17 protein-coding genes and 1 pseudogene are annotated in these 21,360 nt (G+C 58.5%); 3 read left to right on the top strand and 15 right to left on the bottom strand.

The window, feature by feature from the left end; genetic code table 11:
* Positions 1-6 precede the first annotated feature (6 nt).
* Positions 7-1,455, bottom strand: a complete 1,449-nt coding sequence (gene xylB, locus PDO_RS24115; protein ID WP_007607958.1) for a xylulokinase — start codon at positions 1,453-1,455, stop codon at positions 7-9.
* A 75-nt stretch (positions 1,456-1,530) separates the two neighbouring features.
* The gene (locus tag PDO_RS24110) at positions 1,531-2,556 is read right to left on the bottom strand and encodes a LacI family DNA-binding transcriptional regulator (RefSeq protein ID WP_007607956.1); all 1,026 of its coding nucleotides are present in this window, start codon (positions 2,554-2,556) and stop codon (positions 1,531-1,533) included.
* 328 nt (positions 2,557-2,884) lie between these two features.
* On the opposite strand from PDO_RS24110, the gene PDO_RS24105 reads away from it, so the two are divergent.
* Positions 2,885-3,697, top strand: a complete 813-nt coding sequence (locus PDO_RS24105) for a helix-turn-helix domain-containing protein (protein WP_007607954.1) — start codon at positions 2,885-2,887, stop codon at positions 3,695-3,697.
* 187 nt (positions 3,698-3,884) lie between these two features.
* Here the strand turns inward: PDO_RS24105 and PDO_RS24100 are convergent, their stop codons facing one another.
* From PDO_RS24100 to PDO_RS24090, 3 genes and pseudogenes are all read right to left on the bottom strand, one after another.
* A complete protein-coding gene (locus PDO_RS24100) occupies positions 3,885-6,101 on the bottom strand; it encodes a putative bifunctional diguanylate cyclase/phosphodiesterase (RefSeq protein ID WP_007607952.1) in 2,217 nt (738 codons plus the stop codon).
* A 176-nt stretch (positions 6,102-6,277) separates the two neighbouring features.
* Positions 6,278-6,628, bottom strand: a complete 351-nt coding sequence (locus PDO_RS24095; RefSeq protein WP_007607951.1) for a hypothetical protein — start codon at positions 6,626-6,628, stop codon at positions 6,278-6,280.
* Positions 6,629-6,719: 91 nt separating this feature from the next.
* Positions 6,720-6,887 (bottom strand): annotated as a pseudogene (locus tag PDO_RS24090) (ATP-binding protein); the annotation flags it as partial.
* A gap of 404 nt (positions 6,888-7,291) precedes the next feature.
* Between PDO_RS24090 and PDO_RS24085 the strand changes: the two are divergent.
* Entirely contained in the window at positions 7,292-8,836 is a 1,545-nt protein-coding gene (locus PDO_RS24085; protein ID WP_007607949.1) for a Fic family protein, read from the top strand.
* 357 nt (positions 8,837-9,193) lie between these two features.
* Here the strand turns inward: PDO_RS24085 and PDO_RS24080 are convergent, their stop codons facing one another.
* From PDO_RS24080 to PDO_RS24040, 9 genes are all read right to left on the bottom strand, one after another.
* Positions 9,194-9,484 carry a hypothetical protein gene (locus tag PDO_RS24080; protein ID WP_007607945.1) on the bottom strand — a complete coding sequence of 97 codons (291 nt, stop codon included), beginning with the start codon at positions 9,482-9,484 and terminating at the stop codon, positions 9,194-9,196.
* The gene (locus tag PDO_RS24075; protein ID WP_007607944.1) at positions 9,481-10,155 is read right to left on the bottom strand and encodes a ParA family protein; all 675 of its coding nucleotides are present in this window, start codon (positions 10,153-10,155) and stop codon (positions 9,481-9,483) included. Before PDO_RS24075 ends, PDO_RS24080 begins: the two co-directional genes overlap by 4 nt.
* A 401-nt stretch (positions 10,156-10,556) precedes the next feature.
* Complete coding sequence (locus PDO_RS24070) at positions 10,557-11,192, bottom strand: dual specificity protein phosphatase family protein (protein ID WP_037075318.1); 636 nt, start codon at positions 11,190-11,192, stop codon at positions 10,557-10,559.
* 41 nt (positions 11,193-11,233) lie between these two features.
* Entirely contained in the window at positions 11,234-12,139 is a 906-nt protein-coding gene (locus tag PDO_RS24065; protein WP_007607940.1) for an inositol monophosphatase family protein, read from the bottom strand.
* A 60-nt stretch (positions 12,140-12,199) separates the two neighbouring features.
* The gene (locus PDO_RS24060; protein ID WP_244426521.1) at positions 12,200-13,291 is read right to left on the bottom strand and encodes an ABC transporter substrate-binding protein; all 1,092 of its coding nucleotides are present in this window, start codon (positions 13,289-13,291) and stop codon (positions 12,200-12,202) included.
* 84 nt (positions 13,292-13,375) lie between these two features.
* The gene (locus PDO_RS24055) at positions 13,376-14,515 is read right to left on the bottom strand and encodes an ABC transporter substrate-binding protein (protein WP_007607936.1); all 1,140 of its coding nucleotides are present in this window, start codon (positions 14,513-14,515) and stop codon (positions 13,376-13,378) included.
* 23 nt (positions 14,516-14,538) lie between these two features.
* On the bottom strand, positions 14,539-15,666 hold the full coding sequence (locus tag PDO_RS24050) for an ABC transporter substrate-binding protein (protein ID WP_007607930.1): 1,128 nt from the start codon (positions 15,664-15,666) through the stop codon (positions 14,539-14,541).
* A gap of 39 nt (positions 15,667-15,705) precedes the next feature.
* The gene (locus tag PDO_RS24045) at positions 15,706-16,839 is read right to left on the bottom strand and encodes an ABC transporter ATP-binding protein (RefSeq protein ID WP_007607929.1); all 1,134 of its coding nucleotides are present in this window, start codon (positions 16,837-16,839) and stop codon (positions 15,706-15,708) included.
* Complete coding sequence (locus PDO_RS24040) at positions 16,839-18,692, bottom strand: ABC transporter permease (protein ID WP_007607927.1); 1,854 nt, start codon at positions 18,690-18,692, stop codon at positions 16,839-16,841. Before PDO_RS24040 ends, PDO_RS24045 begins: the two co-directional genes overlap by 1 nt.
* A 551-nt stretch (positions 18,693-19,243) precedes the next feature.
* Here PDO_RS24040 and PDO_RS24035 point away from each other — a divergent pair.
* Positions 19,244-20,230, top strand: a complete 987-nt coding sequence (locus PDO_RS24035; protein ID WP_007607926.1) for a LacI family DNA-binding transcriptional regulator — start codon at positions 19,244-19,246, stop codon at positions 20,228-20,230.
* On the opposite strand, the gene PDO_RS24030 is transcribed toward PDO_RS24035, so the two are convergent.
* Positions 20,227-21,360, bottom strand: a 1,134-nt coding sequence (locus PDO_RS24030) for a Na/Pi cotransporter family protein (RefSeq protein WP_007607925.1), incomplete at its 5' end; no start/stop codon positions are given. The genes PDO_RS24035 and PDO_RS24030 overlap by 4 nt on opposite strands.

Genomic DNA, 21,360 nt, shown 5'->3' with positions numbered 1-21,360 from the left:
AAATTTTCAAAGCCCCTTGATCGCCGGATAGACCGAGCGATAGCGGCGGTAGGCCTCCTCGTAGGCGCCCGACAACGCCGAGACCGGCGTGATCGTCTCGGCCGTCTCAGGCGCCGTGCAGACCGACAGCGGGTCGGCGCCGGTCGCGGCAATCAGGCCGAGCCGAGCCGCGCCGAAGGCCGCACCGAAATCACCGTCAGCCGGCACGTCGACCGGCATGCCGAGCGCCGTTGCGATCGATGCCAGCCAGTAGCGCGAACGCGAGCCGCCGCCGATGGCGGTGACGCGATCGATCTTGGTGCCTGCGGATTTCAGTGCCTCGAGGCTGTCGCGGATGGCAAAGGTCACGCCCTCGACAACCGCCTGGGTCAGCACCGCGCGGCTGGAATCATGGCCAAGCCCGATAAAGGCGCCGCGGATCTTTGCATCGTTGTGCGGCGTGCGCTCGCCCGACAGATAGGGCAGGAACGTCACGCCGGTCGGCGCCTTGAGGTCGTCGCCCAGTTCAGCGGTCAACTCGCCTGCCGATTTGCCGGTGACGCCGGAATGCCAGTTCAGTGCATCGGTCGCCGAAAGGATGACGCCCATCTGGTGCCAGGTGTTGGGCAGCGCATGGCAAAAGGCATGCACGGCGCTTTCCGGCTTCGGCAGGTAGGAACCATTGGCGGCAAAGAGAACGCCGGACGTGCCGAGCGACACGAAGGCATGCCCTTCGGCGACCGTGCCCATGCCGCAGGCAGAGGCCGCATTGTCCCCTGCCCCGCCGGCCACCACGACATCGGAACCGATGCCCCATTTCGCCGCCAGTTCGCCGCGCAGTGTACCGGCGCGCTCCGTGCCCTCGACAAGGCCCGGCATCTGCTCGATGGTCAGGCCTGTTGCCGCGAGAAGCTCCGGCGACCACGCACGCTTGCCGGTGTCGAGCCAGGCGGTTCCGGCCGAATCCGACATGTCGGAGAGATATTCACCCGTCAGCCACAGCCGGAGGAAATCCTTGGGCAGCAGCACCTTGGCGACCTTGGCAAAGGTGTCCGGCTCGTGCTTGGCCACCCAGGCGAGCTTTGGCGCAGTAAAGCCGGGAAACACGATATTGCCGGTCAACGCACGAAAACGCGGATCGGCGTCGAGTGCTGCCGCTTCTTCATGGCTGCGCGTGTCGTTCCACAGGATGCACGGGCGCAGCACCCGGTCCTTGGCGTCGATCAGCGTCGCGCCATGCATATGGCCGGACAGGCCGATGCCCCTGACGGCCGCCAGTTCCTTCGCATGCGAGACCTTGAGCGCGCCGACCGCCTCTTCCGTGGCGCGGATCCAGTCGCCCGGCGCCTGCTCGGACCAGCCGGAATGTGGCCGCTGAACGGTCAGCGCCGCCTGACCGACACCGATCACCCTTTGGCTGTCATCGATCAGCATCGCCTTGATGCCCGACGTGCCGAGGTCCAAACCGAGATACATGATTTTCTCCCTTTCAATCGCTCCGAGCCGGGCGCCCAACGCCAAGTCGCTCGAAACGCAATGTGCTTGTGCCCATCAGGGCAGATTGTCCTTCAAGAATATGTCGAGCCGAATACGCTCCTGCGCAGCAACCACCGGCAAGCCGTCGGCCTTGGCTTTCAGCACCCGGATGGCACTGCGCACCTCGTGGCCGGCATCCTGATTGAGCACCGCATCGACCAGGCCGGCATCGAGCGCGCTGCGCGTCGTTTCCGTCAGTTCATGCGCGATCACCGCCGGCCTGTTTAAGGGCGCCATCTTTTCCAGCGCCCGCACCAGGCCGCGATTGCCCGCACCCAGACTGTAGAGACCGATGATATCGTCCCGCTCGACCAATAGCCGGCTGACCAGCGTTTCCACCGTCGCCGGGTCGTCGCGACCCTCGAGCACCGGCAGGATATCGAAACGGGGAAAATCTGCCGCCATCAGCGTTTCGAACGCCTCACAGCGCTCGCGATGGTCGCGGACCAGCATTGAGCCTGCCAGCACGGCAACTGCGCCATCGCGGCCACCGAGAAACCGCCCGAGCAGGCTGGCGGCCGTGCGGCCCGCGGCAGCATTGTCGATCCCGGCATAGTGGTCGCGGCTGGATCCCGACAGGTCCGAGACCAGCGTCACCAGAGGCACACCGGCCGCTGCAACACGGTTGGCCGCCGCCGCCACCTCCGGCGCGTCGACGGCGACAAAGGCAATGCCGGCTGGAGCGCCGACAAGCGCGGCATCGAGCGCATCGGCCAGTGCCGTCGCGTCGAAGGCGGGCACATCGATGAGCCGGATCGCAATCCGCTCCACGGCCGCATGGCCCGTCGCCTCATCCAGAGCAAGCCTGAGGCCGCGCATGAAGGAATTGTCGTTGCAGGGAATGATGAAGGTCAGCGGATAGGTCCGCCCCTTGGCCAGATTGGCCGCCGCCACGTCGCGCACGAAACCGAGCGACGATACCGCCTGGTCGACCTTGTCGCGGGTGCGCGCGCTCACGCCCGGCCGCCGGTTCAAGACCCGGTCGACGGTCGCAAGACTGACCCCGGCATGGACCGCGATGTCATGAACGGTTGGCTTCATGAATTCCTCCGGCGCCTGTCCTAACGCAGGAGATGAGGTACGTAAATCAAAAAAAGATGTACGTACCTCATTTTCGACAGGTAAAAAGCCGGCAACCCTTTCGAGCGGCGGCTTTTCAATCCAGCTTTGTTGTCGAGAATTTGGTAGTTTACCTCGAAAGCAGCGTCAAACGTCTGATTGCATTTCAAGGACTTAGCTCAGAAACGTCAAACCTATTCCATGAGATCCGCGATCCCTTCTCCGTAACTGGCCAAGGAGCGGTTGGCAAGGCTCGGCCCGCGTGCCAGCAGGCGAACGCCCATCACCTTGCAGGTGACGGGAGGTACGCATGAGCGGCACGAGACCATTTCGGGATGTAAAGCTTCAATGGCTTCAACAGTTGAGCTGCGACAAGGATCTAACCGACAATGCGCGATCCGTGGCAATCTACATCGTCACAACGCATTTGAACGGCCACACCGAGAAGGCGTGGCCGTCCTATCAAACGATTGCCGACGCGACCGGCAAGAGCGTCAAGACCATTCAGCGCGCCGTCCGGGAACTTGAGGTAAGCGGATGGTTCGAGGTCGAGCGCGGAAATGGCGTCGGGCACAACACGGAATATCGTCCCTCAGCGTCATCGACTTTACGCGCATCGCAGGCCCGCGAAAAGACGGACAAAATTGTCACCCTTTATCCAGACAAAGGCGGTCAAAATCGTCCGGGAAGGCGGTCAGATCTGTCCAGCGAAGGGGGACAAATATGTCCACCAAACTTAGAGAAAGAAATAATAAATAAACCTAACGCGCGCGAGGACGCCCCGCCGCGCGTCGAGACGCGGCGAGCCGTCCCGCTCGTCTTCGTCGCCGAAACGAAGGCGGACCAGGTCGAGCAATGGCGCAATTGGCTGCAGCGCAGTGGTCTTCCCTCGATGCAAGCTCTGGGCGTCCAGACGGTGAAAGCCGGGAGGCGGGGATACAGCTTGCCAGGCTACTGGCCGCCGGATGAGACCAGTCGGCATGCCCAGGAATGGATCGCCTTCTTCAACGATCGGCGGGACCATCTTGCCGGCGAAACCGTGTGGCATCTCAATCCGAACTTCCAAACAACCCAGTTGAGACCATTTTGGGCCGGCGCTATAGGTGAGCTGGCGGCAAGCTGAGGTGCGTCTGCGCGGTATGAAGCCTCATTGCAAGTCCGCCGACACAAAATTGGAAACTGAGAAGTGACTGCGAGAGGTTGAGGCTCAGGTCGATCGCATCGGTGCTGCAACCGGTAGCGCACAACGCGATTGCGAAATCGGGTGCATTCCATATACTTCCGGTTGCAACGATCAGGCTAGAGCTGAACTAATACTGGTTGTCCAAAAGCGCATCAATTGTCAGATCGCAGACGGGACGGCTGTAGAAATAGCCCTGCCCGTGTTCGCATCCCGCTTGATGTAGGAACCGCGCCTGCTCGATGGTCTCTACGCCCTCCGCCACTACTTGAAGCTTGAGGCCTCGCGCCAGGTTCAAGGTGGCCGTGACAATTGCACAGTCTTGTTCGTCGTCTGGCGTGTTCGTAATAAACGATCTATCGATTTTAAGACGTGAGAACGGGAGCTTTTTCAGCATATTCAAGCACGAGTAACCTGTTCCGAAATCGTCAATTGCGAAATTGACTCCCATATCGGTCAGATCTTTCATTATGCCCGCGGCCGAACCGATATCACGCATGATTGAGCTTTCGGTAATCTCGATTTCGAGGAGTGACGGGTCCAGACAGCTTTCGCTGAGCGCAGCTTTCACATGATCAATCACACCAGCATTTTGAAACTGCTTTGGCGACATGTTGACGCTCACCGGGACGCGCCGTCGGCCATTCATGTTCCATTTTTTAGCTTGGTGACAGGCTTTCCTGAGGACTGCTTCTCCCAGCTCGACGATGACGCCCGTTTCTTCCGCGAGACAGATGAACTCGGATGGAGGCAATATGCCTTCCAATGGATGTTTCCATCTGACGAGCGCTTCAACGCCTGACACAAGACCAGTTGTCAGTTCTATTTGTGGCTGAAAATGAAGAACAAACTCATCGTTTTGAATCGCCTTGCGCAGTTCTTCGGCGCGAAGAAATTTCCGCCGTGCGCTATCGAGGAGTTCCTCCGAAAATGTTTCAACTGCGTTTCGACCATTCTCCTTGGCTTTATACATCGCAAGATCGGCGGCCTTGAAAAGGTCGGACGCAATTAGACCGTGCGAGGGGTAGTAGGCAGCGCCAATGCTACAACTGACCTTGAAATCCATACCCTGTATTGTCAAAGGTTGCGCAACTGTCGCTCTGATGCGCTGAAGTCGATCATCAAAGCTTTGATTGTGTTCGTGCAAGACAAGAACAAACTCATCGCCGCCGATTCGAGCAACAATGTCATGCCCTGTGGTGAGGCGGGAAAGCCTTCCTGCTACTTCCTTCAGGAGTTCATCGCCAACGGCGTGACCGAAAGTGTCATTGATCTGTTTAAAATTATCCAGATCGAGAAAGCCAACGGTCACCTTTTGTGACAAAAGTTCAGCAGACTTGAGAACTCCTGGAAGCCTTGCTTCGAGGGAGATGCGGTTCTCCAGGCCTGTTAGCGCATCGTGAATGACGAGAAAGCGTATTTGTTCTTCTGCCTGCCTCCGGTCTATTGCGATTCCGGCCATACGGCTGGCTCCCGCCAAAAACTCGCTGAGACTTCGGCTGAGATTGTTGTTCGTCGACGATATGCCAATCAAGCCATGATTGGTTCCGTTTGCCGAAGGAATTTCAAAGCATAAAAAGCCATTATTCTCAAAAGCAAGTCTAGCCATCGCCTCACGGTTTGGCCTTGAAGACGACGAAGATAGAGCTTCGAAAAGCGGCAGTCGTAGATTGGGCGCGCTTTGGGCCGTGAAGGTCTGAATGTCATTGTCCGGGGGAAAGAGGACCGCTACGCATCTGATGCCTTCGGCAAGTTCTTCAATCAGTTCAGCCAACGTGTCCATAAACTCTGGAACAGCGACCGAGCCAACAATCATTTCAAGTACGCGGTTTTGCGCTCGCATCAGGCGTTCTGAGGCCTTGTGAGCCGAGATGTCGCGCGAAGACCCGACAATGCCGATGATTGCGCCGCTGCTATCTCTAAGAGGCACCCGTGACATCATCAGCCAACGGTCGCCGCCCCCGCGCATGGCGCGCTCCTCGTATCCCAGATCTGGCTCGCCTGTTTCCATGACGCGCTGTTCTATCTCGGATATGCGCGCATCGGTGGCGGCTTCTCCATGAAGATCAAAGTCTGTCAGTCCAATAATATCATCTACGCTTGATAGATCGTTGCCTTCGATAATGGCTCGATTTGCATAGAGAAATCGACCATCGCGATCTTTTGCATACATGAAATCCGGAACGTGATTCACCATAGCCTCGAGCCACAACGCACGCCCTGCGATGTTCGGATCTGCTACACGCAAGCGGGAGGCCGCTTCGAGAAGAACGCTGGTATCGAGTGAAATGTCTTCGTCCCCCTGAGGGGCAACGAGGTGCTCACCCGAAACGGCTATGTTTTTCATCGTTCAGTTACTCCAGCACTGTCGAACGCATTGTCGTCATTATTGGTTATGTTAGGATGAACTTCGTTTTCCGAATGGCCTGGAATGTGCCGGGATCACCCTTGGCATCCCTCCAAGGGCGTCCTACGAGTGAAATTCAACATCAGTTGGAGATCATATGGCGACGATCCGGAAGCTCAGAGGACACTGGCAGGCGGAGATGCGTCGTCTCGGTATGCTGTGAGCGCCGAGAAGTCGTTCGGCGTGATTATGCGCCTGACTTCGGGTGGATAGTAATTCCCACCGCCGATGTAGTCTCGAAACGTGGAGCGCGCCTGGGTGTTGGTCAGCACATAGAACGTTGGCGCGAGAGTTCTGAGATCCAGTTCGATGAAGAAGTCGGCCTCGCCCTTCGTTGTCATGTTCACTGGCCAACGGGTGATGTCCTGCGCTGGGCTTGATCGGAATTGCCTGGTCTTGACCTCGATCGACTTGGCCTCACCACCGATGTCAACGGCGGAGTAGAAACCGGCCAGGCGGCGGAGCAAAATCAGGCCACTTGTGGCGCACGCATGAGACGTTCGGGAGGGCGTAGCCCGAGCGGGGGCTCATGCGTGCGCGTCGATTTTCTGAAGTGTTTCAGCCAGCCTTTCGGGCGCGGCTTTGGGCGAGACGATAGCTGTCGCCGTTCATCTCGAGAATGTTGACATGGTGGGTGATGCGATCGAGCAGCGCACCAGTCAGACGCTCGGAGCCCGTGGGTTCCGTCCATTCATCAAACGGAAGATTGCTGGTGATCAGGGTGGCTGAACTGCGTGTGAGCGAATTGTTTGCGGCCCAAACTTGCTGCGTGCGTAGACTGGTGATCCCAGGACTGTCTCGGTATTTCACGCGCGTCAACGTTGACGCATCACCTCTGTAACCACCTTTCGGTGCCTGACCGGATCACAGAGATATGGAGAAATGGGCTAAACTCCCGCGACAGCCAACACTCTGAGAGCCTGACAGCTCATGAGCCGGAGAGGGACATTGAAATGGCAGCGAAAAGACACAAGACGGAAAAGATCGTCACGAAGCCCTCTCATGGAGCACTTCGCCTGGCTCAGTGAATATAATTCACAAAATTTATAATAGGTGATAGGTTTTCGCTGACGGTGATGGATTCTCACGAAGGGGTCTAGGCCAAGTGATCCAGTTTCGCGGGACAACAGATGGGTGAATGGCCTACGCAGAGTGTGAATGACTTTCACGGGCGCCCCTTGCCTGAGCGCGGCGAACCGGCGGGTTATGCTGCTATCATCGCGGCCTTCGACCTGATCTTGCCCGCACCATCCCGAATGGCCGCGATTGCGGAGCGGCACCACCCGGCCTCAACAGAGGCGTGGCTGATGCAAACGCCGCGCTATCGCCCGGAACCGGCACTTGGCTCACATCTGGTTTTCGCTTTCAGATACGAAGGCATTGACCTTCAGGTCTTGTCCGCTCTCTTCAAAACCGTTGGCCCTGGAGAGATCGAGGCCATCATACGCCTGACCCCGACCGGTGCCTTTGCCCGCCGCCTCTGGTTCCTGTACGAATGGCTGACAGGCCGACAGCTCAACCTTCCCGATCCTGGCAAAGTGAGAATGGTGCCGGTCATCGACCGGGACCAGCAATATGGTCTCACCGAAGGTGATCCGTCACCTCGACACAAGGTATTGAATAACCTTCCCGGCACACCTGCATTTTGCCCGCTAGTGCGGAAAACAGCAGATCTCGCCGCGTTCTCGCAACAGGCACTTGGGGCGCGGGCGCGCGAGGCGATGGGACGCGTTCGTCCGGACGTGGTCGCGCGCGCTGCTGCATTTATCCTGCTCAACGACTCAAAATCCTCGTTTGCCATAGAAGGGGAACGACCGTCCGGGCAAAGAGCGACGCGTTGGGGCCAGGCCATATCGCAGGCGGGTGTCCGACCGCTCAGTCTCGAAGAGCTCGACCGTCTTCAACGGATCGTCATCGGGGATGCCCGCTTCGTGCGCCTCGGTCTTCGTGATGAGGGTGGGTTCGTAGGCGTCCATGACCGCGACACCAACATGCCTATTCCCGATCACGTCAGCGCCCGACACGAGGATCTTGATAGCCTGGTCGGCGGACTGATTGCGTTTTCCGAGCGCGCGACGCGCGGAACGATGGACCCGGTGGTAGCCGCAGCCTGCCTGGCATTTGGGTTTGTTTACATCCACCCGTATGTGGATGGGAATGGCCGCCTACACCGCTGGTTAATCCACCACGCGCTTGCCGCCGCATCCTACAGCCCACCAGGTCTCGTTTTCCCCGTCAGCGCAGTCATTCTGCGGAACATCGAACGTTACAGAGCCGTCCTGGAATCGTGGTCGGCGCCCCTCCTGCCGTGCATCGAATGGCGTCCGACGGCTGCTGGCAACGTTGAGGTCCTGAACGACACCGCGCCATTCTACCGATACTTCGATGCCACGGCACATGCGGCCTTTCTCTACGAATGCGTCGAGCAGACTGTGAATCACGACCTGCCGCAAGAAGTTCGCTTCCTGCAAGCTTTTGATCTCTTCGCCGCCGGGCTTCAGGAGATCATCGACATGCCCATGGCCCAAGCCGAATTGCTGCACAAGTTTCTCAACCAGAATAGCGGTCGCCTCTCACAGAGGGCGCGCACAAAGGAGTTTGCCGCTCTAGACGATACCGAGGTCGAGCAGATCGAGACGCTCTACGCTAACTCATTCGAGCAAAACGGTCGGTGATGCCGGCGGCACATCACAACTAGATCTGCCGGAGAGCGTGTTTAGGTCGATGTCGCTAATGTAAAAGTACTGACTGTCGAATATCAGTAGACTTTGCCCCATTTTTCCGTTTCGCGTTCATCCACCAAATTCGTTGCAATCAATTGCGTGCAAACACCTTTTCGCTTCCTGACCGGATCACGGCGAAATGGAAAATCATGGGCATAGTAGACCCCTCAAATTCCTCGACAACTGGATCGCACCACGGGACAAATATCGTTCACCATACGTGCAGTACAATGTAGCTCTTTATCGCATCCGCGTTAATGTGCGTCAATATTGACGCACTGTCATTACTTTAGGATTGAGTTGACGACACTACACACCCGCGCGATCCATCAGCTCCTTGAGAGCTTCGGGATAGGACATACGGTTTTGCTCGCAGAAGACCAGGAACCGGTTGAAAGTGGTGACCGGCGGCCGAATGTTGAGGTTTGCGGATGGCTCCGATGGCTTGCGGCGTGTCAGCTTCTGGACTGGCTCTCTGGCTACAAATCCATGCCGCTCACCGACCTCATCAATCTTCGCATCTGAAATCTTGGCCGGATCCTCACTGTCAGGGGTGATGTTGGCGAGCTTGCCGCCAAAGCCCAGGTTCTTTCCACTCATGCCGCTGCCCTCGCGTCGATGACAAGATTGACCAATTCCTCGGCTAGCCGGAACGCGTTATCCCGAGCTGCCGGCAAACCATTGACGTCGCCGGGGTCAAGCTCATTCAGATCACGCTGATAGAAGAACATAGCCTTATACGCAGAGCGCTCGTTCAGATGATTGTGAAACATTGGCACGTCGCTGGCAGACAGCTGGGAGGTGATTTGACGTTCCAGCTTCGTCGCAATCGCGGGCGACGTCCGCGTAAAAAGGATTCGATATGGAATCGTCTTTTCGAACGCCTGCTCTTCCTCCTGAATGAGATGGATTGCGCGCGCGGCGAGTTCCGCGTCTGGCGGGCTGGCCTGGATGGGAATGACCACGAGCTGCGCCCGGGCAAGGGCGCGTGACATCAGCCGGCTGGCGGTTCCTTCCAGATCGACAAAGACGAACTGAAACTTCTTGCGGTATTCGTCGAGCTTGCTCGTGATCGAGCTTTCGTTGATCCCGCCATCCACAATGACCGGGTTCTTGGAGTCCCCCGCCCTCCAGCCCTCGATCGCTCTGTTTGGGTCGCAATCAAGGATGACGACGCTTGCGCCCTGCTGCGCCAGGGAGGTGGCAAGCACCAGCGTTGCTGTCGACTTCCCTGCCCCGCCCTTTGGGTTTGCTACGGTGATGACTGGCATGTTCGATCTCTTGCATGGAGTTGACTAAAACGCATCATTACGCGTCAACAATCGTTAACATTCATTATAGCGCATCACAACGCGTCTGCATCAACGTGCGTCATTTTTAACGCATATTTCTGCGATTGGCGTGCATCTGCCTCGGCGTCACTGGACCAGCCAAGCAACGGAGCACTGTCGCTTCTGGTCGGCGCATTCATCGCCTCGGCCGCAGCGGCCTTGGGTGGTCGTCAGCGCGACGACGAAGAGGTCACCTACCTTTCCAGCGCCCGATAACTTCCAAAATTTACGAAAAAAGCCAGTGGGCAATCAGCGCACTGGCTTTTCCCATTTTCAGGGATTGCCCTGTTATTGTGATCGGCGGATTAACATGAAAATGACACCATCGTTTACCGAGCCAATCAGCTTGGGCGAGCAACGGAGTCAACCATACAGATCCAGTCGGCAGCGCGGCGCGCAGCATCTGCAAGAACCGGTTTTGGCGCTTTGAACCACTCGTTTTCCGGCAACTCGCGGTGCTTTCGGACGTGGGCAATAGCGGCGTCAAGCGTTGCGAACTCGTCCGGCAATGTCAGGTGTAAGAAAAGTGCCACCACCGCAACGGAGCGTGAGCGGCCGCCACGACAGTTGATGAGAACATTGCCCCGCTCGCGCCTCGGATAGGACGGCTTGTCCGGCAGGACCTGCTCAAGTGCAGCCCGCAGGATATAGTGCGCGGCCACCATCTGCGTTTCGGGATTGCCCGCGCCGTCGATCAGGCCAATCTTATAGTAGCGGATCTCGCCCGGGCCATAGACACTGCCCTGATGATCGGACACGACCTGTGGCTGACGCACATAGTTAAAGTCGAGATTGACGGCGCAATTGATGACAGTCGTGATGCCGTTACTGTGAAGCAACTCGAGGTCGGCCGCCCCCTCCTTCCCGGAAATATAGAGATCCACCCCATAGGTGGGGTGACGCTTATAGATGAGACTGAGCTTGGGCAGTTGGCAATCTTCCGGCGCCTGCGGACTATTCGTTTGCAATTCCTGCATATTTTTTTCGGCCGGAGCTAACCGTTCTGAACCAGATCCAGTCATAGATCGCGAACCCTTCTTTCGGCTGCCTTTGCGATGCGGGTCTCGGAGATCGAGCGCGCGACATGGTCGAGCCGCGGATAATTTGCTCCCTCGCCAGTCGCAATATATCCGGGGCAGAGATAGTCCAGGGAGCCAGGAGCGACCTTGCCAAGGGTCAATGGCTCGTAGCGGCCTCCGGCCTTCTTGAGGATCAGTATTGCCGCCGCCACGTCCCAGGCATTGACACCGAAACCCGCTGCAGCATCGGCCCAGCCCGCCGCCACATGGGCAATGCTGAGCGCGGCACTGCCCGGGCGTCGCAACGTCGAGAAGGTCTCGACCAGTGTCCCCATATTGGCAAGTGCCACCTCTCTCCCATCGAGACGAAAGTCGCGAGAGACCGGATAGCCGGTAATCAGGGTGGCCTGGGCTTCATCTGCGACTGCGTGAGAGCGTATAACCTTGCCGTTGAGATAGGCCGCATCCAGATCCGCAGAAAACATCAGGTCTGCGACCGGATCATAAATGGCGCCTGCAACGACCTCTTCGTTGATCACGGCGGCAATCGAGACGCACCAGAATGCCAGTCCCCTGGCGAAATTAGCCGTTCCGTCGATTGGATCGACATACCATTGGATATCGCCGGCGCCAATCTGCCCCCCCTCCTCACCCATGATTGCCGACCTGGGTTCATGCTCGAGAATGAAAGCACGGATCGTAGCCTCAGCATGCTTGTCATGAACCGTTACGATATCATGTAGGTCCACTTTGTAATCCACCACCATGGCCGAGCGAAAGGCATCCAGCAGTGGTTCGCGAACGGCGAGAGCCGCAGATTGTGCCAGATCCATCAATCGCCGGGATCGGGCATGCGCAGGCTCAAAAACGGCTTGCGAACTGGCGGGGGACTTTTCGGTCGACATGGAATTCCTTACCTCACAGCGATGAAGCGACCGGCGCGACCGAAACCGCGCCGGTGCGTTTTATTTGGAATAGTTGACGCGCCAGAAGTCTTGCCACTCTTCACGCCGATCGAAGTCGTCAAGGCCAGTCGCCGAGCTGTAGCCAAAAAGTCGGTCGGAAATCTTGGCAAGCCCCGACGGCTCGTTCTCCGGCATCTTGATATCCGTATTGGTCGGAACCTTGCCGTCCTTCATCTGCGGCGCGATCCCCTCTTCAGTCAGGATGTAATGGACGAACAGCTTTGCCGCGTTGGGGCTCTGCGTCTTCGACGCGATCAAGCCGAGCTTGATATAGGTCCAGCCGACCCAAGGCTTGAGATCGGCACAGATACCGAGCTTGTATCCCTTGTCCTCATTGTCGCGGAACTTGGCCGAGCTCAGCAGGCCGAAGAAGGGCTCCTTCTGCCCTGCCACGCCCACGGCTTCGGAAATCGGATCGTCGCCATCCGTGGCAAGCGGCGCATTTTGCGCCAGTGCCTTGATCCAGGCAGCAGCGGCACTTTTCTCCGTCGTCTCGATATCCTTGCCGAAATGCGCTTTGTAAGCGGCCGCGACCTGGTCGTTGCCATGTGTTTCCAGCTGGTTAAACCAGTCCGTGTAGCTGCCCTTGGTCAATGGGTCGACAAGCGCAACCTTGCCTTTCCATTTGGGCTCGGTCAGCTCCCAGATATTGCTGACGGGGCATTTGTCGTAGGCCTCAGTATTGTAGGCCCAGACATTGGCGTTGGTCGAAATCGCCAGTGGATCCTGGAGCTCGGCTGGAATTTTCGCAGCCATGTCGGCGGGCAGATAGTTTTCGACGAAGCCCTCCGGCAAAAGCTGGGCCAAGGCAGCCGGTGCGTCGGTGATCAGGACAACATCGCCCTGCACATTGCTCGACTGGCTTTCGCGAATGATCATTTCGAGCTGGCTGTTGGCCGAGACCTTCATGCCCGTTGCCTTCAGCCCGTATTTCGCACTGAAGTTTTCGGCCATCTCGACGATCTTTCCGGTGCTGTCATAGATGTTGATCGGTTTTTCCGCCTTTGCCGCCGCAACCAGGGCGTCGAGATCGAAAGCCTCTTCGGCGCGCAAGGCACCGGCCGATGCGCTGGCCAGCAAGCCGGCAGCCATCAATGCTGTGAGTAGATGTTTTCCGTTATTCATGACTTCCCCTCCCAAGGAAAAAATGGGGCAGGCCTCCACCTGCCCCTGACTTCACTTCTTGTAGTTGACCCGCCAGAAATCCTGCCAGCTCTCACGCTTATCGAGGTCCTCGGCAGCGGTCGTGGCATCGAATGCCATCAGTTCATCGAGATGTTTGGCGACGCCCGACGGTTCATCTGCAGGAAGCCCGATCTTGGAATTGCCCGAAATCTTGCCATCCGCTGTCTGCGGTCCGATGCCCTCCTCCGTCATCAGGTAGCGAACGAAGAGTTTCGCCGCATTCGGGCTCTTGGTCTTCGCCGCGATGAGCCCAAAACCCGGATACAGAAAGCCGGTGAAGGGCTGTACACCCGAGCAGAGGCCGAGCTTCAGGCCCTTGGATTCGTTATCGCGGTATTTCGCCGTCGAGGTGATGACGAAGAATGGATCGGCTTGCCCCGGCGCGCCGGCGGCTTCGGCAACTGTCGAGGAATCCGACAGCAAAGGCGCATTTTCCGCAAATGCCTTGACCCACGCAGCGGTCGCCGTCTGAGTGCTGATATCGAGCGGCTTGCCGTAGAGCACCTCATATGCCTTTGCCACCTCAGCATCGTGGTGGGTCTCGATCTGATTGAACCAGTCGGCATAGAGCGGCTTGTCGAACAGGTCGAGCATGGCAAGCTTGCCCTTCCACTGCGGCTCCGCCAGCTGCCAGATGTTGGTAACCGGGCACTTGTCGTATTTCTCGGTGTTGTAGGTCCAGACATGCGGGTCGGAGACCACAACGAGCGGATCGCGAAGTTTTTCGCCTATATCCCCTGTGAGATCCGGTGGCGTCCAACTGGTAACAATGCCTTGGGGGATGAGTTCGCCCATGGCGGAGGCGACGTCGGTCGCGACGCTGACATCACCGACGATGTTGTCAGCCTGATATTCGCGGATCATCAGCTCGATCTGAGCGGCCTCGTTCACCTTCTTGCCGCTGGCCTTTACGCCGTACTTGTCCGCGAAAGCCTGAGCTGTATCGACGATCTTGCCGGTGACGGCATAAACCGTGATCGGCGGCTCCTTCCTTGCAGCCTCGATCAAGGCATCCAGATTGAAGGCCTCCTCGGCATGGACACAGCCCGCGAAGCCCGCTGAGACGGCAAGAGCAAGAGCGCAAGCAGCTGTAATAGGCCGGCCCGTTTTCGTCCGCTTGGTTTTGGTCATGGTGTTTGCTCCCGATTGCTTTTTCATTTTTGATAGTTCATCCGCCAGAAATCCTGCCAGTCTTCGCGCGCGTCCCAGTCTTCAAGGGCGGTCGCCATGCTGTAGGGCAGGACCTGATCAAGGGCCGAGCCAATGCCGGAAGGCTCATTGGCCGGCAGTTTGACGTCGCTGTTGGTAGACATCTTCCCGTCCGCCGCCTGCGGCGCGATGCCTTCTTCCGTCATGACGTAGTGGATGAAGAGCCTGGCCGCGTTCGGACTGTCTGTACCCTTGGTGATCAGCCCGACGCCGGGATAGAGCCAGCCAAGCCAGGGCTTCAGCTCCTTGCAGAGGCCAAGCTTCATGCCCTTGTCAGCGTTGTCGCGAAACTTAGCCGAGCTGATCAGACCCATGAAGGGCTCCGACTGGCCTGGCGCACCCACGGCTTCCGCCGCCGCCGCATCGGCATCGGTCAGGAGCGGCGCATTGGCCGCCAACGCCTTGATCCAGGCCGCGGTGGCACTTTGCTCGCCGGTCTCAAGATCCTTGCCGTAGAGGTCCTTGTAGGCGGCGGCGACCTTGTCATCGCCGTGCTTGGCCATCTGGTTGAACCAGTCGACATAGGAGGCCTTACCGAGCGGGTCCTGCATGGCGACCTTGCCCTTCCACTTCGGCTCGGTCAGTTCCCAGATGTTGCTGACCGGGCACTTTTCGAAAAGCTCGGTATTGTAGGCCCAGACATTGGCGCTGTTCACCACCGTCAGCGGTGCCTGATATTCAGCCGGGATCTTGTCGGCGAGATCCGGCGGTAGCCAGCTTTCAGCGAAACCCTGCGGGATGAGCTGGGCCATCGCAGCCGGTGCATCGCTGATGATCGATACGTCACCCTGGATGTTGTTGGCGCGCGCCTCACGGATGATCATCTCGAGCTGTGCGGTCGCCTTGACCTTCGACCCCTCGGCGGAAAGTCCGTATTTCTTGGCGAAGTTCTGCGCCATTTCGACGATCTTGCCGGTGCTGTCATAGACAGTGATCGGCTTTTCCTTCTTGGCGGCCTCGACCAGTGCATCGAGATTGAATGGCTCCTGCGCCTTCACCGCGCCTCCAAGCGTCGTCAGAACCGCGGCCGTCATCAAAAGTCGGCCCATGCAACCCTTCATTTCACGCGTCATACTGCTCCTCCTTCAGTAAGCGTCCAGAACTCGTCGATTTTAGTTGTAGGTATTCTTCCTCAGGACCGTGTCCGCCTCGCTGACCCGCCGACCCTGCCCGTCAAAGACATGCATGGCTTCCGGCGGCGCATGGACGAAGACCCGCTCACCACTGTCGATACGTGGCAATGCATGCGTTGTAAGGAATAGCGTATGGTTCTTGCTCCTCAGTTCGAGGATCCAGCTTCCACCGGTCGGCAACACCCCGGTAACCGTCATCTCGGCGCTGAAACTGTCTTCGGGCACGGACTTTTGCTTAGCAACGTAACCCATGGCTTCCGGGCGCAGGCCGATCGAGCCGATACCGCGCAGTTTCGGGTAGTTCTTCGAGAAATAGGTTTCGGCCTTGTCGGCAATGTCGGAAATGCCCGGCTTGCCAAAGGTCAGGATGTTGATCGGCGGGCTACCGACGAATTCCGCGACGAAGCGGTTGGCCGGGCGATCATAGATATCGTTTGGCGTACCCATCTGCTGCAACGTGCCTTCGTTCATCACCGCAATTGTCGTCGCCAGTGTCATGGCCTCCCACTGGTCGTGCGTGACGAAGACGATCGTCGTCTTGAACTCGTTGTGCAGACGCTTGAGCTCGGCACGCATTTCCAGACGCAGCCGCGCATCCAGATTAGACAATGGTTCGTCGAGCAGAAGCACACCCGGATTGACCGCCAGCATGCGGGCAAGCGCCACCCGCTGCTGCTGGCCGCCTGACAGCTGCGAGGGATAGCGGTCGCGATACTTGGAGATATCGAGTGCCTGCATGACACGCTCGACCCGTGCCTCGCGCTCCGCCTTGGGCAGATTACGCAACCGCAGACCAAAATCGGTGTTGCGCTCGATGGTCAGGTGAGGCCAGAGCGCGTAACTCTGGAACACCAGACCCATCTCCCGCTTTTCGGGCGGCACGAAGATGCCCTGCTGCACCGAATCAACGACTCGCTCGCCCACCTGGATCTCGCCGCCGGACAGGTTCTCCAGACCGGCGATCATGCGCAACGTTGTGGTCTTACCGCAGCCTGAGGGGCCAAGCAGGCACATGAACTCGCCATCGCGAATTTCCAGATCGAGATCGGCGACCGCGTTGGCAGCATTCACGCCATAGTTCTTTTGAGCACCACGTAGGTTGATCGTAGGCATCAGCTTCCAAGTCCTTCTGCAAGATTTGTGCGTGTCAGCTTCTGGGCCAACAGCGTGCCGAAATAGGCAATGGCGGCGATGATCAGCACCACGGCATTGGCAGCCTGGGTGTAATGGTAGTCGACCAGTCGTAGGGAAAAGGTCGTCAGGACATCAGTGCTCGGCACCGCCAGGATCACGAAAAGGCTGAGGCCTTTGATGCCCGAAATGAACGGCAGCAGCACGCCGGTGACCAGGGAGCCCTTCTGGATTGGGATCACGATGTAGATCATCCGACGGAACCAGCCGGCGCCAGCGATCTGGGCCGCCTCCTCCGGATCCTTGCCAAGCTGCGTCATGGCGGAAATACCGGCCCGCGACGCATAGGGCATCTGGTCGGCGATCAGCGCCAATATCAGGATCGTCACCGTGCCGTAGAGTGCGGGCATGGGGCCGCGCGGGACCGCAAACAGCGAGAGATAAGCGGCTGCGAAGGCGATGCCCGGCACGAGATATGGCAGGAACGTCACTTGACGGAGATAGATCGACAGGCTGCGGACCGGCGTGCGGATGACCACATAGCCGACCAGCAGGCCGAGTACACCCGAGACCAGCGACGCAAGACCGACAATCATCATCGTGTTCTTGGCCGCAGCCCAGAGGTCAGGACTAAGCAGGATACCCGTCTGCAGGGCAACCGTGTGCAGGTCGGTTCCGATCCAGTAGTCGAGGGTGAAATTGTCGAGCGTGAACCGCGCCGGCACCTTCATGACTGTCGAAAGAACGAGGGTAAGCAGTGGCATAGCGACGCTGACGATGAAGACTGCAGCGGCAAAGCCGGTTGCCGGCAGGCGTAACTTGCCGAGACGGTTTTGACGGTTCATCGAACCCTTGGACCCGATCGTGACGAATCGGCGGGCTTCGCGAACCAATCGCGCATCGATCATCAGGGTGATGATACCGATCAGCATGATCGAGGCCGCCACCACGCCTGCAACACCCGTCTGCCGCGAAGCGATGCTGCGGAACAGCGAGGTCGAAAGCACCTCAAACTTCACCGGCAAGCCGAGAACATAGGGAACGCCGAATTCACCCAGGCATTTCGCGAAGATCAGCACCATGGACGACAGAAGCGCCGGCCGCATCAACGGCATGATGATCTGGATGGCAACCTGATACCGGCGCGCACCTAGAATGCGGGCCGAATCCTCCAGCTGGGAATCGAAACGGCGCAAGGCAGAACCGAAGAGCAGGATGACAAAGGGCGTGTAGTGCAAAGCCAGGATGATCGTTATCGGGAAACGCCCATAGGCGACCCAATCCGGCGGCGTCAGGCCGATGGCCTCGAACCAGCCGGGCTGGCCACCGACGGTGCGGTTCTTGAACAGCGTTGTCCAGGCGAGCGCAAACGTCCAGGCCGGCAGCATATAGGGCACGATCAGCGCGGTCGCGAACCAGCGGCGGCCGAACATGTCGGTTCGGCTGATCAGCCAGGCCAGGACGGTGCCGATCACCAAGGACAACGAAATCGCGCCGAGCGCGACAGTGAGGGTGTTGAGCAGCGGTCGCCAGAACAGATCCGTCGCAACAGGCGAGAAGAAGGCCCGGTCAAGATAGTAGACCGTGAGATCGCCGACGTCCTTGCCCAGACGACGCTCGTGGCCGAACTGAACCCTGACCGAATCCAGAACGATCGAGATGATCGGTACCACGATCAGATAGGTGAACAGCACAGCCGTCAGGACGCCGATCAATGTCGTCGGCTCACGAAGCGCGATTTTCAGCCGGTATCGCCAGGTCTGCCACGCAGATGGCGCGCTTGAGGCGCCACGCGCCGGCGTGTCGGCATTTGTAGTTTCACTTAGAAGAGCCATCATTCCTCCCCGGGCCATTCATTGCCACGCCGGACGCCGCTCGATTGAGGGCGCACGAATGCCGTTTGCCCAGGCCGCAGCAAAGCGGACTTGAGCGCCATCAGACACCAGCAATGTCTTCAATCCTCCCGACGGGACTCCCGACCCGTCAGCCTCGTCAAAAACGCCCGGTCAGGACGTCTGTGAATACCGAATTCAACGGGATCAGACCCCTATCTCACCCGGCTATGACATGGATGATCAATCGTGACGTCCATTTTGTCAATCACAAAAGTGCACACGTGGTCATTATTATAAGCATATGATTTTCATATGTTATTCTTGCCGTGATTTACGATTTTTGTGCACGCGCGGTCAACCGGTTCTCAGACCGTACGAAAATGCCGTCGCGCACGCGAGAACCACCGGGTGACAAGCAGCGCGGCGCGCACGGTGCTCACCGAACGGCTGCAGAATTTTTAACCGGCCCCGACCCTGTTTCGACATTTTGGGGATTGGAAAAATCCAAGCTTTGTGGCCTGTGATGGGACACGAATTATAAGGGGGAGTTGATGGCCCGAGGGTTTGTTACCGCGGAAGAAGTCGCAAAGCGTGCGGGCGTGTCACGCTCGGCCGTATCCCGGACTTTCACCGCCGGCGGCAGTGTTTCGAAGGCGGTGCGCAAAAAGGTGCTGAAGGCAGCACAAGAGCTGGGTTACCGCGTCAATCGGCTGGCGCAGGGATTGAACAATGACCGTTCCAACCTGATCGGCGTGGTCGGCGCCAATCTGAGTTCGCCTTTCATTGCCAAGCAGCTCGATGTGCTGAGCCTCGGTCTGCTGCGGCGCGGGTCCCAATGCCTTCTGCTTAATGCCGCCGATGCCCGCAAGGATATCGCGCCGTTGATCGAGCTTTTGTTCGAATTCCGTGCCCAGGCGATCGTCGTCCTGTCCGGTGAACCCCCCGCCTCGATCGTCGACGAATGCATTGCCAATGGCGTGCGTCTGATCCTGATCAACCAGAGCGTGGATCGCACCGATACCAATGTCGTCCTCAGCGACGATTCTCACGGCGCCGACCTCGCCGCTCTCAGGTTGCGGGCGGCAAAATGCAAGAAGGTTGCCGTCGTGACCAGCGGCAGCCAGACGCCGGCACAGCTCCGTCGCGCCAATGCGTTCACCAAGCGCATGAACACAGAAGGCATAGAGGTCGTCGCCTGGTCCAATGGAACGACGAGCTATGAAAGCGGATACCAGGCCGGCTGCCATCTGTTGAAGGACAAGGATATCGATGGCGCCTTCTGCGTCACCGATCTTCTGGCGCTCGGCTTTCTCGACGCGGCGAGGCTGGAAATGAAGCGCCGCGTGCCACAGGATCTTTCGGTCGTCGGCTTCGATGACATTCCCCAGGCCGGCTGGAAAAGCTACCAGTTGACCACGATTGCCCAATCGTTCGAGGCGCTGACGGAGAAGGTGCTGATCGCGCTCGATAGCGACGAACCGGAAACCCGCTTGCAGGTCGTACCGGTCAGCATGGTGGAGCGGACCACAGCCCGTTAGCCCACTTGGCGGATGCGGCTTTCGTTGAGAAGGCCGCTTTCGTCAAGGATCGGCAGCGCCACAGAGACGATATGCGCGTTGATCCTCTTCAGGTCGCGCAGCATGTCGAGATGCAGAGAACTCGTCTGAATGCTGTCGGTGAGGCCATCGCGCAGGCGCTGGAGATGCCGGGCCGATGATTGCTTCTCCAGCCGCCGCACTTCTTCCTTCACCTCGACCAGCCGACGGGCAAGGTCGGAATTCTTGGTGGAAAAGACCGTCTGGGCCATGCGCAGGTTGTCCAGCGTGATGGTGAAGAGACGTGCAAGTTCTTCATGGCCGTCCTCGGAAAACTTCAGCCCGAGGCTGACCTTCTTGGCGATCTCGGGGCGGATGCCTTTCTCGATGATGTCGCCGATATGCTCGAGATTGATTGCATATTCAACGATATCCATTGATCGCCGATAGTCCTGGTCGCTCAGTTGCCCCTGTCCGACCCTGGAAACGAAGACCTTGATTTCATGCTGGATACGATCGACGCGACCTTCCAGTGCGCTGATCTCGCTCAGCTGCGACAGATCATTGCGGCGCATTGCCTCGGATGCCTGATGTAACATGCGCTCGATCAGGTCACCCACCAGCAGAACTTCCCGGCTGGCTCCGGCAAGGGCAGCGACCGGCTCGTCGAGGTCATGACCATCGAGGAAACTTCGCTGGGCATCCGCCGATTTTCGCTCCGGCAGGATTCCCGTCGTCAGCCTGAGAACGTAAGGCGACAGAGGCCAGGCGATCAGCGCTACTGCAATATTGAAGATCAGATGCGCATCGACGGCCAGTTGCTGATGCGAGAAATAGGGAAGATCGAGGAGCTGCGCACCGTAGCCAGCAAGCGGCATGGCAGCGGCACAGCCGATCGCCCGAATGATAAGATTGCCGAGCGTTACACGCCGCGCCGCAGGCGTGGCCTTCATCGTGGCCAGAACCGGGGGCACCGCGCCGCCAAGATTGGCACCCAGCACAAGCACGATCACCAGGCTCGATTCCATGCCACCGCTTGCCGCCAGCGACAGGATCAACACGACAACGGCAAGGCTGGAGGACGCAAGTACGGCGAGCGCTGCGGAAAACAGCAAGGCAACCGGCAGGCATTG

Origin of the sequence: Rhizobium sp. PDO1-076 (assembly GCF_000247475.1) — a bacterium.
GTDB lineage: Bacteria > Pseudomonadota > Alphaproteobacteria > Rhizobiales > Rhizobiaceae > Allorhizobium.
This window is presented reverse-complemented; position numbering and strand designations above follow the sequence as displayed.

What these genes read in the sequence shown, in the direction of transcription:
- xylB (WP_007607958.1), bottom strand. Translation starts at nt 1,455, where the DNA reads ATGTATCTCGGTTTGGACCTCGGCACGTCGGGCATCAAGGCGATGCTG.
- PDO_RS24110 (WP_007607956.1), bottom strand. Translation starts at nt 2,556, where the DNA reads ATGAAGCCAACCGTTCATGACATCGCGGTCCATGCCGGGGTCAGTCTT.
- PDO_RS24105 (WP_007607954.1), top strand. Translation starts at nt 2,885, where the DNA reads ATGAGCGGCACGAGACCATTTCGGGATGTAAAGCTTCAATGGCTTCAA.
- PDO_RS24100 (WP_007607952.1), bottom strand. Translation starts at nt 6,101, where the DNA reads ATGAAAAACATAGCCGTTTCGGGTGAGCACCTCGTTGCCCCTCAGGGG.
- PDO_RS24085 (WP_007607949.1), top strand. Translation starts at nt 7,292, where the DNA reads ATGGGTGAATGGCCTACGCAGAGTGTGAATGACTTTCACGGGCGCCCC.
- PDO_RS24080 (WP_007607945.1), bottom strand. Translation starts at nt 9,484, where the DNA reads ATGAGTGGAAAGAACCTGGGCTTTGGCGGCAAGCTCGCCAACATCACC.
- PDO_RS24075 (WP_007607944.1), bottom strand. Translation starts at nt 10,155, where the DNA reads ATGCCAGTCATCACCGTAGCAAACCCAAAGGGCGGGGCAGGGAAGTCG.
- PDO_RS24070 (WP_037075318.1), bottom strand. Translation starts at nt 11,192, where the DNA reads ATGCAGGAATTGCAAACGAATAGTCCGCAGGCGCCGGAAGATTGCCAA.
- PDO_RS24065 (WP_007607940.1), bottom strand. Translation starts at nt 12,139, where the DNA reads ATGTCGACCGAAAAGTCCCCCGCCAGTTCGCAAGCCGTTTTTGAGCCT.
- PDO_RS24060 (WP_244426521.1), bottom strand. Translation starts at nt 13,291, where the DNA reads ATGGCTGCCGGCTTGCTGGCCAGCGCATCGGCCGGTGCCTTGCGCGCC.
- PDO_RS24055 (WP_007607936.1), bottom strand. Translation starts at nt 14,515, where the DNA reads ATGACCAAAACCAAGCGGACGAAAACGGGCCGGCCTATTACAGCTGCT.
- PDO_RS24050 (WP_007607930.1), bottom strand. Translation starts at nt 15,666, where the DNA reads ATGACGCGTGAAATGAAGGGTTGCATGGGCCGACTTTTGATGACGGCC.
- PDO_RS24045 (WP_007607929.1), bottom strand. Translation starts at nt 16,839, where the DNA reads ATGCCTACGATCAACCTACGTGGTGCTCAAAAGAACTATGGCGTGAAT.
- PDO_RS24040 (WP_007607927.1), bottom strand. Translation starts at nt 18,692, where the DNA reads ATGGCTCTTCTAAGTGAAACTACAAATGCCGACACGCCGGCGCGTGGC.
- PDO_RS24035 (WP_007607926.1), top strand. Translation starts at nt 19,244, where the DNA reads ATGGCCCGAGGGTTTGTTACCGCGGAAGAAGTCGCAAAGCGTGCGGGC.